This window comes from Blautia sp. OM06-15AC (assembly GCF_003481425.1).
Taxonomy (GTDB): domain Bacteria; phylum Bacillota; class Clostridia; order Lachnospirales; family Lachnospiraceae; genus Fusicatenibacter; species Fusicatenibacter saccharivorans.
On the sequence record NZ_QULD01000001.1, the window covers coordinates 483,390 to 495,594 of the forward strand.

Annotated in this window: 11 protein-coding genes; all 11 read left to right on the top strand. The window is 50.8% G+C overall.

Going from position 1 to position 12,205, the window contains the following annotated elements; all coding sequences use genetic code 11:
- The first annotated feature begins 64 nt into the window (after positions 1–64).
- From cbiD to DXB83_RS02440, 11 genes are read left to right on the top strand one after another with little or no spacing between them, the layout of a single operon-like run.
- Complete coding sequence (cbiD, locus tag DXB83_RS02390) at positions 65–1,237, top strand: cobalt-precorrin-5B (C(1))-methyltransferase CbiD (RefSeq protein ID WP_055226415.1); 1,173 nt, start codon at positions 65–67, stop codon at positions 1,235–1,237.
- A gap of 7 nt (positions 1,238–1,244) precedes the next feature.
- Complete coding sequence (gene cobI, locus DXB83_RS02395) at positions 1,245–1,937, top strand: precorrin-2 C(20)-methyltransferase (RefSeq protein WP_117804059.1); 693 nt, start codon at positions 1,245–1,247, stop codon at positions 1,935–1,937.
- Positions 1,938–2,696, top strand: a complete 759-nt coding sequence (gene cobM, locus DXB83_RS02400; protein WP_118697224.1) for a precorrin-4 C(11)-methyltransferase — start codon at positions 1,938–1,940, stop codon at positions 2,694–2,696. It begins immediately after the preceding gene.
- 1 nt (position 2,697) lies between these two features.
- Positions 2,698–3,729, top strand: coding sequence for a cobalt-precorrin 5A hydrolase (locus tag DXB83_RS02405; protein WP_118697225.1), 1,032 nt, complete (start codon positions 2,698–2,700; stop codon positions 3,727–3,729).
- Positions 3,726–4,457 (top strand): precorrin-3B C(17)-methyltransferase, encoded by a 732-nt coding sequence (cobJ, locus tag DXB83_RS02410; RefSeq protein ID WP_022462307.1) that lies wholly within the window; start codon positions 3,726–3,728, stop codon positions 4,455–4,457. Before DXB83_RS02405 ends, cobJ begins: the two co-directional genes overlap by 4 nt.
- Positions 4,450–6,429: a precorrin-6A reductase gene (cobK, locus tag DXB83_RS02415; protein WP_117801002.1), complete on the top strand. Its 1,980-nt coding sequence runs from the start codon at positions 4,450–4,452 to the stop codon at positions 6,427–6,429. The genes cobJ and cobK overlap by 8 nt, the downstream gene beginning before the upstream one ends.
- Positions 6,426–7,835, top strand: a complete 1,410-nt coding sequence (locus DXB83_RS02420) for a cobyrinate a,c-diamide synthase (protein WP_117804063.1) — start codon at positions 6,426–6,428, stop codon at positions 7,833–7,835. Before cobK ends, DXB83_RS02420 begins: the two co-directional genes overlap by 4 nt.
- On the top strand, positions 7,832–8,797 hold the full coding sequence (gene cbiB / locus DXB83_RS02425) for an adenosylcobinamide-phosphate synthase CbiB (protein WP_117760334.1): 966 nt from the start codon (positions 7,832–7,834) through the stop codon (positions 8,795–8,797). Before DXB83_RS02420 ends, cbiB begins: the two co-directional genes overlap by 4 nt.
- 48 nt (positions 8,798–8,845) lie before the next feature.
- A complete protein-coding gene (cobD, locus tag DXB83_RS02430; protein WP_117804064.1) occupies positions 8,846–9,892 on the top strand; it encodes a threonine-phosphate decarboxylase CobD in 1,047 nt (348 codons plus the stop codon).
- 11 nt (positions 9,893–9,903) lie between these two features.
- Complete coding sequence (locus DXB83_RS02435; RefSeq protein WP_117804065.1) at positions 9,904–11,415, top strand: cobyric acid synthase; 1,512 nt, start codon at positions 9,904–9,906, stop codon at positions 11,413–11,415.
- A 2-nt stretch (positions 11,416–11,417) separates the two neighbouring features.
- Positions 11,418–12,062, top strand: a complete 645-nt coding sequence (locus tag DXB83_RS02440; RefSeq protein WP_055218068.1) for a precorrin-8X methylmutase — start codon at positions 11,418–11,420, stop codon at positions 12,060–12,062.
- The last annotated feature ends 143 nt before the right edge of the window (positions 12,063–12,205 follow it).

The window sequence follows — 12,205 nt, forward strand, 5'->3', positions numbered from 1 at the left end:
TGTTATGATAAAACAGATCGCGTGATCTGGCAGAAAAACCGCCGGATCTGTTAAGGAGAAAAACATGAGCAGGACAGGCTTGGAAGATGCATATATTATGCGCGGCAGCAAGAAACTCCGCATGGGATATACGACGGGTTCCTGCGCTGCAGCGGCAGCGCGGGGAGCGGCGTTTATGCTGCTTTCCGGGAAAGAAATACAGGAAGTGAAAATCCATACGCCAAAGGGCATTGTTCTGAATCTGGAATTGCTGGATATCCGGAGAAGTGCCGAAAAAGTAAGCTGTGCCGTCCGAAAAGACGGCGGGGATGATCCGGATGTGACAGATAAAGCATTGATTTACGCGGAAGTGACGTTTGGAACAGAAGAGGGAATTGTAATCGATGGAGGATTCGGCGTCGGGCGTGTGACAAAGCCGGGGCTGGATCAGCCGGTCGGAAACGCGGCGATCAACCATGTACCGCGCCAGATGATCCGCGAGAATGTGGAGGAGATTCAGAAAAAACTCGATGATTTCCGCGCACTGCAGGTTATCATCTCCGTACCGGAAGGGGAAGAACTGGCAAAGCATACATTCAATCCGAGACTTGGCATCACCGGCGGCATTTCAATCCTTGGAACGAGCGGGATTGTAGTGCCGATGAGCGAGGAGGCGCTGATTTCCACGATCCGCGTCGAGATGGAAATGCGGAAAGCACAGGGTGACCGCGTCCTTCTGGTGACACCGGGAAATTACGGACAGGACTTCTTAAAAACGTATCCGTGGGTCCGTGCAGACCATTCCGTTAAGTGCAGTAATTACGTCGGAAAAACACTGGAATTTGCAGCTGAGCTCGGCTTTGACGCCATCCTTTTTGTGGCACATCTTGGAAAATTTGTCAAGGTGTCCGGCGGAATTATGAATACCCATTCCCACGAGGCAGACTGCCGTGCGGAGCTTCTTACGGCGCAGGCGGTGCGTGCAGGGGCGGATCTTGCACTGGCAAAAAAACTGCTGGAGACCGGAACGACGGAAGAAGCGGTGCAGATTTTAAAGGAAGCAGGATGCCTGAAAGAGACCATGGAAAAAGTGACAGAAAAAATTGCTTTTTACATGAATTACCATATTGAGGGCAGAGTGCAGACGGAGGCGATTGTTTTTTCAAGCAATGAGGGCCTGCTTGGGGAAACCCCGGGAGCGGGAGAACTTCTGGAGCGCCTGCGGGAGCAGGAAGAAAAAGAAAACAGAAAAGAGTAAAAACAAAATGACAGGAATTTTATTTGGAACAGGAATCGGACCGGGAGACCCGGAGCTTATGACGTTAAAGGCCGTCCGTCTGATCTGGGAAAATGATACGATTGCAGTACCAGGAGAGAAACCGGAAGAGAGCATTGCCTACCAGATTGCTGTTCAGGCAGTGCCGGAACTGGCGGAAAAAGAGCTCGTTGCTATTCCAATGCCGATGACAAAGAATGCCAAAGAACTGGAGGAAAATCACCGGCGCGGTGCAGAAAAAATAGAGGAGCTGCTGGATGCAGGAAAAAACGTAGTATTTCTGACACTCGGAGATCCAACCGTGTATTCTACCTACCTTTATGTACACAGACGGGTACTGGAAGACGGTTACGATGCGAGAATTGTAAGCGGTGTTACATCGTTCTGCGCGGCAGCAGCATCTCTTTCCGAGGGACTGGTGGAAAATTCCGAAGAACTGCATGTGATTCCGGCGTCTTATCAGATTGAAGATGCACTGGAACTTTCAGGAACAAAGGTTCTGATGAAAGCGGGTAAAAAGATGCCGGCTGTGAAACAGTTCCTGAAGGAAAAGAACTGCCGGGCGGTGATGGTAGAAAACTGCGGCATGGATACGGAACAGAAGTATTTCAGCGCGGAAGAAATCCCGGACCAGGCAAGTTACTATTCACTGATTATTGTAAAAGAAAAGAGGAAAAAATAGATGGTACATTTTATTGGAGCGGGCCCCGGAGCCCCGGATCTGATTACGGTAAGAGGACAGAAGCTGCTTGGTGAGGCGGACATTATCATTTATGCAGGTTCTCTTGTCAATCCGGAACTACTGGATCTGAAAAAAGAGGGCTGTGTGGTATATAACAGTGCAACCATGACGCTGGAGCAGGTGATTGATGTTATGAAAGAGGCCGAAAGCAAAGGTCAGACTGTGGCAAGACTCCACACGGGAGATCCGTGCCTGTACGGTGCAATCCGCGAACAGATTGATGCGCTCGATGCCCTTGGAATCGCTCACGATGACTGTCCGGGTGTCAGCTCTTTCTGCGGAGCGGCTGCTGCCCTTGAAATGGAATATACGCTGCCGGATATCTCCCAGAGTGTTGTCATCACCAGAATGGCCGGAAGAACACCGGTTCCGGAGCGGGAGAGCATTGCGTCTTTTGCGGCACATCAGGCAACGATGGTTGTATTCTTAAGCACGGGACTCTTAGAGGAACTTTCCCGTGAGCTGATTGCAGGCGGCTATACGGCAGATACTCCGGCAGCGATCGTTTACAAAGCAACCTGGCCGGAGGAGAAGACGTTCGTCTGCACCGTTGGAACACTTGCCGAGACGGCGAAAAAGAACCAGATCACCAAGACAGCGCTGATGATCATCGGAAATGCCGTTTCCCAGGGAAATTACCGCAGAAGTGATCTGTACAATCCGACGTTTACCACCGAATTCCGAGAGGCAGAAAAATAAGATGAAAATAGCCATAGCAAGTTTTACAAGAAACGGATGCGTCTGGAATCAAAAACTCTGTGCGGCACTGAAAAAACACAGCTGTGAAGGATATGCACTGGAAAAGTACGGGAAAGAAGCGGGAATTCCTGCGATTGCACCGTCGCTTCCTGCATGGACAGAGCGTATGTTTCAGAAAATGGATGCGATTTTGTTTATCGGGGCGTGCGGGATTGCGGTGCGCAGTATTGCACCGTACGTGAAAAGTAAAAAGACAGATCCGGCGGTTCTGTGTATGGATGAACAGGGAAAGTTTGTGATTTCATTACTTTCCGGCCATATCGGCGGAGCAAACGAGCTGACGGAAGAAGTTGCAGCTGTAACGGGTGCGGTTCCGGTCATTACAACGGCAACGGATGTCAATCACAAGTTTGCGGTCGATGTCTTTGCTGTAAAAAATCATTGTGAAATTTGTGAGATGGAGCTGGCAAAAGAGGCAGCGGCGCTTCTGGTGGACGGAAAAACGGTTGGATTCTGCAGCCGTTTTCCGGTGAAGGGAACAAAACCGGAGGAACTGATCCCGGAAGAGGTGGCAAAACCGTCGATGGGAATCTGCATTACCACATCGGAAGAGGATTCGCCATATGAGAGAACACTTCACCTGATCCCGAAGGTGATCACCGTCGGCATCGGCTGTAAGAAGAATACACCGGCCGGCCGGATTGAAGAAAAGGTTCTTGCGGCACTTGCGGCGGCCGGGATTTCTCCAAAAGCAGTTCGACAGGCGGCAAGTATTGATCTGAAAGCGCAGGAGCCGGGAATTCTGCAGCTGGTGGAAAAGTATGGCTGGCAGTACCGGACCTTTTCTGCAGAAGAACTGGAAACGGCGGAGGGGGAATTTACGCCGTCTCCGTTTGTGAAGAAGATTACAGGAATTGACAATGTCTGTGAGCGCAGCGCAGTTCTCGCCGGCGGCAGACTGATAAAGAAAAAAAAGGCAGCGGACGGTGTAACAGTTGCACTGGCTGCGGCGGACTGGAGGGCAGTATTTTGAGTACAATTTTTGTCGTGGGCATCGGCCCCGGAGCATATGAAAAAATGACGATCGAGGCGGCGGATGCGCTGCGGAACTGCGATGTGATCATCGGCTATACCGTCTATGTGGATCTGGTAAAAGAACATTTTGCAGGAAAAGAATTTCTGACGACGCCGATGCGGAAAGAGGTGGAGCGCTGCCGTCTGGCATTTGAAACTGCGGCAGAGGGAAAACAGGTTGCTATGATCTGCAGCGGAGATGCCGGCGTTTACGGTATGGCAGGTCTGATGTATGAGCTTTCGGAAGAATGGCCTGATATTGAAATTAAGGTAATTCCAGGCGTGACCGCCGCAACGGGAGGCGCTGCCGTTCTTGGTGCACCGTTGATCCACGATTTCGCCCTGATCAGCCTGAGCGATCTTCTGACACCGTGGGAGAAAATTGAAAAACGTCTTCTGCTGGCATCGGAAGCGGATTTTGTCATCTGTCTTTATAACCCGGGAAGCCATAAGAGAGCGGATTATCTGGAAAAAGCGTGTGATCTGATGCTTCGTTACAAAGCGCCGGAAACCGTCTGCGGAATCGTAAGCCAGATCGGAAGAGACGGGGAGACGAGCCGGACCATGACGCTTGCAGAACTTCGCAATACAAAAGTGGATATGTTTACGACGGTATTTATCGGAAACAGTCAGACAAAGGAAATCCGGGATCACATGGTAACGCCGAGGGGATATCGCTATGAATAAAGTAATCGTCTTTGCCGGAACGACGGAAGGCCGGGAAATCTGCAGTTTTCTGAAGAAATATGAGATTGCATCCCTTGCCTGTACGGCGACAGAATACGGCAAGTGCCGGATCGAGGAGGGCGGTGCCCTGACGGTTCGAAGCGGAAGACTGACAGAAGAAGAGATGGAACAGCTTTTTGGCGAAGAACAGCCGGAAATGGTTATCGATGCAACCCATCCGTATGCCGATCTTGTGTCGGAAAATATCCGGTCTGCATGTGAAAAAGCAGGAAAAACGTATCTTCGGCTGCTGCGGCCGTCGCTTGCGGCAGATCCATCCTGCGTCATGGTCGATACGACAGAAGAAGCGGTATCGTATCTGGCGGGCACAGAGGGAAAGATTCTGGTGACAACAGGAAGCAAGGAACTCGCAAAATTTGCAGAGCTTCCGGATTATAAAAACCGTGTGTATGCCCGGGTGCTGCCGTTGCCAGGCGTAATTGCATCCTGCGCGGAACTTGGATTTGATGCCGCACATACCATAGGCATGCAGGGACCGTTTTCTATGGACATGAACGTTGCAATGCTGCAGTCGTTCCATGCCGAATGGATGGTAACGAAGGAATCCGGAAGAAACGGCGGCTTTGAAGAAAAAATTGAGGCAGCCAAAAAGGCCGGTGTCCGTGTCGTTCTGATCGGCCGTCCGAAAGAGGAAGAAGGACTCTCGGAGGACGAGGTCAAGCGGTATCTCGTTGAAAAATTTGATCTGTCCGTGAAACGGGACGTCGTGATCGCCGGAATCGGACCTGGTGCAGAAGCACAGATGACGCTGGCGCTCGTAGACGCGTGTGAGCAGGCGGATGTGCTGATCGGTGCGGGACGCATGACAAAAGCAGTAGAAAAATATCAGAAGCCAATGCTTGCAGAATACAGCCCGGAAAAGATTTACGAGTATCTGAAGGCGCACCCGGAATATGAAAAGATTGTTCTTCTGCAGTCGGGTGATGTCGGCTTTTACAGCGGAGCAAAGAAACTTCAGGCCGTCCTTGCGGAAGATGCGGATTTTTCTGTCCGTGTAGAGCCGGGAATTTCTTCGCTGGTTTATTTCTGTGCCAAAATCGGAGTGTCCTGGGAGGATGCAGCATTTGTGAGCCTGCACGGGCAGCACTGCAACTTTCTGGAGACGGTCCGCCGAAACCGGAAAACTCTGGCGATCGCCGGCGGAAAGGGCAGTGTCAGGGAAATCTGCCAGACGTTAAGTTCGTACGGCTGGGAGCAGATTGTGCTGCATGTGGGAACGGATCTGTCGTATCCGGAAGAACAGATTGTGACAGGAACCCCATTCGAACTTGCTAAAATGGAGTTTGCTCCGCTTGCGGTTCTTCTGTTTGAAAACCCGAATCCGGAACCGGAGTTTACAGCCGGCATGGCAGATGAAGTATTTCTGCGTGACAAAGTACCGATGACCAAGCGGGAAGTGCGCAATGCATCTCTTTCTCATCTGCAGCTTTCTTCGAATTCTGTTGTCTATGATATTGGATCGGGCACAGGTTCTGTTTCGATTGAGATGGCGCTTCGTGCAGCACAGGGAAAGGTATATGCGATAGAAAAAAATCCGGCAGCCGTTGCACTTCTGCAGGAAAATAAAAAGAAATTTGCAGTGGATCATCTGGAAATTATTGAGGGAACTGCACCGGAAGCACTCGAAGCACTCCCGGTTCCGACGCATGCATTTATCGGCGGGTCTGCCGGAAACTTAAAAGAGATTCTGGAACTGCTCCTGCGGAAGAATCCGAACATCCGCGTGGTATTAAATACAGTAACCGTGGAAACATTAGCGGAGGCAGCATCGTGTTTCAAAAAACTTGCGTTTGAAGAGCCGGAAATCGTCTGCCTGCAGGCTTCCAATGCGAAAAAGGCCGGAAGAAGCCATCTGATGATTGCCCAGAATCCGGTTTATATCTTTACAGCCCAGGGAGGTGCCAAAGAATGAAAGCACCAAGAATCATGCTGGCAGCAGGAAGGAGCGGAAGCGGGAAAACGATGATCACCTGCGGACTGCTCCGTGCACTGCAGCAGATGGGAAAGCAGCCCGCAGCGTTTAAATGCGGCCCGGATTATATCGATCCGATGTTTCACGAACAGGTAATCGGCGCCCCGTCGTGTAATCTGGATCCGTTTTTCACAGAGGAAGAAACAACACAGTATCTGTTCTGCAAACATGCAGCGGGTCATGACATTTCCGTATTGGAAGGCGTTATGGGGTATTACGACGGTCTTGGCGGAATTTCTACCAAAGGCAGCGCCTACGATCTCGCCGGTATGACAAAAACGCCGGTTCTTCTGGTTGTCGATGCCAAAGGCATGAGCGTTTCAGCGCTTGCCTTTATCAAGGGATACCTGCAGTACAAAGAGGACAGCCGGATCGCCGGTGTAATCTTTAACCGGATGTCAGAGATGCTGTACCGGGAGATCGCGCCGATGGCGGAAAAAGAACTTGGCATTTCCTGTGTCGGCTTTGTGCCGGAACTGAAGGAATGCCACTTAGAAAGCCGCCACCTCGGCCTTGTGATGCCGGATGAGGTGGAAAATCTGCAGGAGCAGGTCAATCTGCTTGCAGAAACACTGCAGAAGACACTGGATTTTGAAAAAATTCTTGCGATTGCAGAAGGGGCAGAAGAGCTCTCGGGAAAAATGCCGGAAGTCCTGCGTAAGGTGACAGAAAGCGAAGTAGCCGCCAAGGTGCGTGTTGCGAAGCCGATTCTTGCCGTTGCAAAGGATGAAGCATTTTGTTTCTTTTATCGGGATAATCTGGAGCTTCTCGCGTCACTTGGAGCCAAAATCGAATATTTTTCGCCGCTTTCCGATGCGGAGCCGCCAAAGAATACAGACGGATTTCTGTTCTGCGGCGGCTACCCGGAGCTGCACGCAGAAGAGCTTTCGGAAAACCAGACCATGAGAACGAAGATCCGCGATAACATCCGTCAGGGAATGCCGGTTCTTGCAGAATGCGGCGGTTATATGTACCTGTCAGAATCCATGGAGGATATGGATGGAAATGTGTATCCTATGGTACAGGCTGTTCCGGGAAATGTTTACCGGACAAAAAAGCTGGGAAGATTCGGCTATATCACCCTCACGCCAAACACGAAAGATACCTTTCGGAACGGCGGAAATCCGGTGCGCGGCCATGAGTTCCATTACTTTGACAGCACAGATTGCGGAAGTGCATGGCATGCGGCAAAACCGCTGCGGAAGCGGAACTGGGAATGCATTCATGCGACAAAACGGATGATGGCGGGATTCCCGCATCTTTACTATATGGCAAGTCCGCACCTCGCACTGGAATTTCTGGAGCAGTGTGTTTCTTACCGGAAAGAACAGGAGAAAACAAGATGAAAACAGCATTAGCAGCCCTGATTGTGGGCTATGGATTGGACCTGCTGCTTGGAGATCCCTCCTTTTTGTACCATCCGATCCGTGTGATCGGAAATCTCATTGCCCTGCTGGAAAAATGGCTGCGGAAGGTATTTCCGAAAACGCCAAAGGGAGAGCTTGCCGGAGGAGTTTTTCTCGTGATCCTCGTCTGTCTGGCGGGATACGGTGTTCCGGCACTGCTGCTCTTTGCGGCATTTAAAATTCATCCGGTCATCGGCTTCCTTCTGGAGGTTCTCTGGTGCTGGCAGATTCCGGCAACGAAATGCCTGAAGGATGAGAGCATGAAGGTCTATCAGAAATTAAAAGAAAACGATCTTCCGGGGGCGCGCTATGCGGTTTCCATGATCGTAGGACGTGATACGAAAAATCTTTCGGAAACAGGAGTGACGAAAGCTGCCGTGGAAACGATCGCGGAGAATACGTCGGACGGTGTCATTGCACCGCTCCTCTTTCTTGCCCTCGGCGGACCGGCATTAGGCTTTCTGTATAAGTCCATCAATACCATGGATTCCATGGTGGGATACAAAAATGACAAATATCTGTATTTTGGACGGTGTGCGGCAAAGCTGGACGATGTCGTCAATTACATACCGGCGAGAATCAGCGCATGGCTGATGATTCTTGCGTCTGCATGCGAGCGCATGAACTGGAAAAATGCAGAAAAAATTTACAAACGCGACCGTTACTGCCACGCCAGCCCAAATTCTGCGCAGACAGAAGCAGTTATGGCAGGGGCGCTGGAAGTACAGCTTGCCGGAGATGCCGTGTATTTCGGCAAAGTCGTAAAGAAACCAACGATCGGCGATGACATCCGCCCGGTCGAGGCGGAAGATATCAAAAGAGCAAATCATTTGATGTATCTGACCTCGTTCCTCGGACTGGTGTTCTTTGCGGGAATCCGCGCGCTCTTTTTATTTCTGTAAAAAGAGAAGATAGAAACACAACGGAAAAGAGAAAGGAAGGCATATGGTATGAGACAAAATCCACATGGAGGAGACATTTACACGAAAAAATGCAGAGTCGATTTTTCTGTGAATGTCAATCCTCTTGGAGCTCCGGAAAGTGTGAAAGAGGCGGTGAGAAAGAGCGCGGAATCGGTGGAACAGTATCCTGACGCACTGTGCCGGGACCTGACCCGGGCACTGTCGGAAAAGGAGCAGCTTCCAGAAGAAAATATCCTGTTTGCAAACGGCGCCGCGGAGCTTATTTTTGCCCTGACACAGGCTCTCCGCCCGAAAAAAGCGCTGATTGCAGCGCCGGGATTTGCAGAGTATGAAGCAGCACTTTCAGCGGCAGGGTGTTTTATCCGTATGTATCCGCTGCAAAAGGAAAAAGGCTTTCTTTTACAGGACGATTTCTGCGATGATCTGACCGACGATCTGGATCTTGTTTTTTTATGTAATCCAAATAATCCAACCGGCCTTACGATTCCGCAGGAGCTTCTTTTAAAGATCCTGGATAACTGCCGGGAGCGTAACATCTATCTGGTGCTGGATGAGTGTTTCATAGAATTTCTGCCGGAGCCGGAAAAAGTGACGATGCAGGGAAAACTGGACGAATATCCGAATCTGCTGATTCTGCGTGCGTTCACAAAGATTTACGCAATGCCGGGCCTGCGTCTTGGCTATCTGCTCTGCAGCGACGAGGATCTGCTGGATCGGATCAGCCGCAGCATGCAGTCGTGGAATGTTTCGACTCCGGCGCAGATGGCAGGCCTTGCCGCCCTGAACGAGGATGCTTACGTCAAAGAAGCACGGGAACTGATCGGAAAAGAACGCGCCTGGATGAAAGCAGAACTGGAAAAAGCAGGTCTTACCGTATGGGATTCCTGTGCAAATTATCTGTTCTTTGAGGGACCGAAAGGACTTGCCGCACGGCTGGAAAAAGGCGGCATTCTGATCCGCGACTGTTCCAACTACCCGGGCCTTGCCGACGGATATTACCGTGCAGCCGTACGCACACATGAAGAAAACCAGATTCTGACAGAAGCCGTTTCACAGATTCTGCAGTGGTTTTAGGAGGAAAAACGATGGCGAAAGTAATTATGATACAGGGAACGATGTCAAATGCGGGAAAGAGTCTGCTTGCGGCGGGCTTATGCCGGATTTTCCATCAGGACGGATACCGTGTAGCGCCGTTCAAATCACAGAATATGGCGCTGAATTCGTTTATTACGAGAGAAGGCCTTGAGATGGGACGTGCACAGGTCATGCAGGCGGAAGCGGCCGGGATCGAACCGTCCGTTTTGATGAACCCGATTCTGTTAAAGCCGACGAATGACACCGGTTCGCAGGTGATTGTAAACGGTGAGGTACTGGGAAACATGAGTGCGCGGGAATATTTTTCCCACAAAAAAGAGCTGATCCCGGACATCATGAAAGCGTACCATGCACTGGAAGAACAGTATGATATCATTGTGATCGAGGGAGCCGGAAGTCCGGCGGAGATCAACCTGAAAGCCGATGATATCGTCAATATGGGAATGGCAAAGCTTGTGGATGCACCGGTGCTCCTCGTCGGAGATATTGACCGCGGCGGCGTTTTTGCTCAGCTTTACGGTACCGTAGAGCTTTTAGAGCCGGATGAGCGCGACCGCATCAAGGGTCTGATTATCAACAAATTCCGCGGGGACAAAACCATCCTGGACCCGGGCGTTGTGATGCTGGAAGAAAAAACACACATCCCGGTGGTCGGCGTGGCGCCGTATCTCCACATCGAAGTGGAAGACGAGGACAGTCTGACCGAGCGATTCACCAGAAAAGAGGAGATCGGTCTCATTGACCTTGCGGTCATCCGTCTCCCGCGTATTTCAAACTTCACCGATTTCAACCCGTTCGAGCGGATCGAAGGCGTATCACTCCGCTACGTAAGCTCTGTCTCCGAACTGAAAAATCCGGATATGATTCTGCTTCCTGGAACGAAAAACACGATGGAGGATCTGCTCTGGATGCGTCAGAATGGTCTGGAAGCGGCCGTACTGAAGGCGGCTGCGGCCGGAAAAGTAATTTTCGGTGTCTGCGGCGGCTTCCAGATGCTCGGAGATACGCTGAGCGATCCGCTGCATGTCGAAGCCGGCGGAACGATCAAAGGAATGGGACTCCTGCCGATGGATACCGTATTTGCCGGTGAGAAGACGAGAACCCGCGCGGAGGGCGCTTTTGGAAAAACAGAAGGCGTTCTTGCCGGGATCGAGAGAACCCGGATCGAGGGCTATGAAATCCATATGGGAGAAACGGTGCGGAAAGAAGAAACAGAAGCATTCACGTTCATCGATGATCAGAACCGTGCTGATTCGGATAAGCTGGACGGTGCACAGAAAGGAAATGTGTACGGTACGTATGTGCACGGCATTTTCGACAAAGAAGAAGTTGCCGAGCGGATCGTGGAAGCACTTGCAAAGAATAAGGGAATTGCCATGGAGCAGATTCACGGTGTCGATTACCAGACATTCAAAGAGACACAGTACGATATTCTCGCAGATGCGCTGCGCGAGCATCTCGACATGAAGAAGATTTATCAAATTCTGGAAGAAGGGGCATAAAGATGAAGATAGAACTGGAGCAGGTAAGCCCGCACGAGATTGAAAAGAGAAGCTTTGAAATTATCACGGAAGAATTAAACGGAAGAACGTTTCCAGAGGATCAGGAACTGGTTGTAAAGCGGTGTATCCACACAAGTGCGGATTTTGATTATGCGGATAATCTCTGCTTTTCGGAGCATGCGGTGGCAAAAGGCATCGAGGCGATCCGGGAGGGAGCCTGCATTGTGACGGATACGCAGATGGCAAGATCCGGCATCAACAAAAAGGTGCTTGCGCGCCACGGCGGTGAAGCGCTCTGCTTTATGTCAGACGAAGATGTTGCGGCAAGAGCAAAAGAAACCGGAAGCACCCGCGCGGCAGCCTGCATGGAAAAAGCGGCGGAGCTGGATAAAAAGCTGATTATTGCGGTTGGAAATGCGCCGACGGCACTGGTCCGCCTCTATGAACTGATCGGGGAAGGAAAAATAAAACCGGCGCTGATCATCGGAGTTCCGGTCGGCTTTGTCAATGTGGTACAGTCCAAAGAACTGATTATGCAGACCAATATCCCGTATATCGTGGCACGCGGACGAAAAGGCGGCAGCAATATCGCGGCGTGCATCTGCAACGCACTCCTGTATATGATGGATCAGGACCGCGGATATTAAAAATAGATGAAAAAACGGAAAGCAGAAGTCTTGACAGATTTCGAATCACCGTTTATACTATGGAACATGGAAAAAGGCTTGGAAGGGAACAAGTAGACGTACAAAAACGCGGACAGAAAGCAGCCGGCAGATGAGAGGCGCAT

Excerpts from the sequence above, each read along its gene's own strand:
- cobI (WP_117804059.1), top strand. The coding sequence starts at position 1,245 with ATGACAGGAATTTTATTTGGAACAGGAATCGGACCGGGAGACCCGGAG.
- cbiB (WP_117760334.1), top strand. The coding sequence starts at position 7,832 with ATGAAAACAGCATTAGCAGCCCTGATTGTGGGCTATGGATTGGACCTG.
- DXB83_RS02440 (WP_055218068.1), top strand. The coding sequence starts at position 11,418 with ATGAAGATAGAACTGGAGCAGGTAAGCCCGCACGAGATTGAAAAGAGA.
- DXB83_RS02435 (WP_117804065.1), top strand. The coding sequence starts at position 9,904 with ATGGCGAAAGTAATTATGATACAGGGAACGATGTCAAATGCGGGAAAG.
- cobD (WP_117804064.1), top strand. The coding sequence starts at position 8,846 with ATGAGACAAAATCCACATGGAGGAGACATTTACACGAAAAAATGCAGA.
- DXB83_RS02420 (WP_117804063.1), top strand. The coding sequence starts at position 6,426 with ATGAAAGCACCAAGAATCATGCTGGCAGCAGGAAGGAGCGGAAGCGGG.
- DXB83_RS02405 (WP_118697225.1), top strand. The coding sequence starts at position 2,698 with ATGAAAATAGCCATAGCAAGTTTTACAAGAAACGGATGCGTCTGGAAT.
- cbiD (WP_055226415.1), top strand. The coding sequence starts at position 65 with ATGAGCAGGACAGGCTTGGAAGATGCATATATTATGCGCGGCAGCAAG.
- cobK (WP_117801002.1), top strand. The coding sequence starts at position 4,450 with ATGAATAAAGTAATCGTCTTTGCCGGAACGACGGAAGGCCGGGAAATC.
- cobM (WP_118697224.1), top strand. The coding sequence starts at position 1,938 with ATGGTACATTTTATTGGAGCGGGCCCCGGAGCCCCGGATCTGATTACG.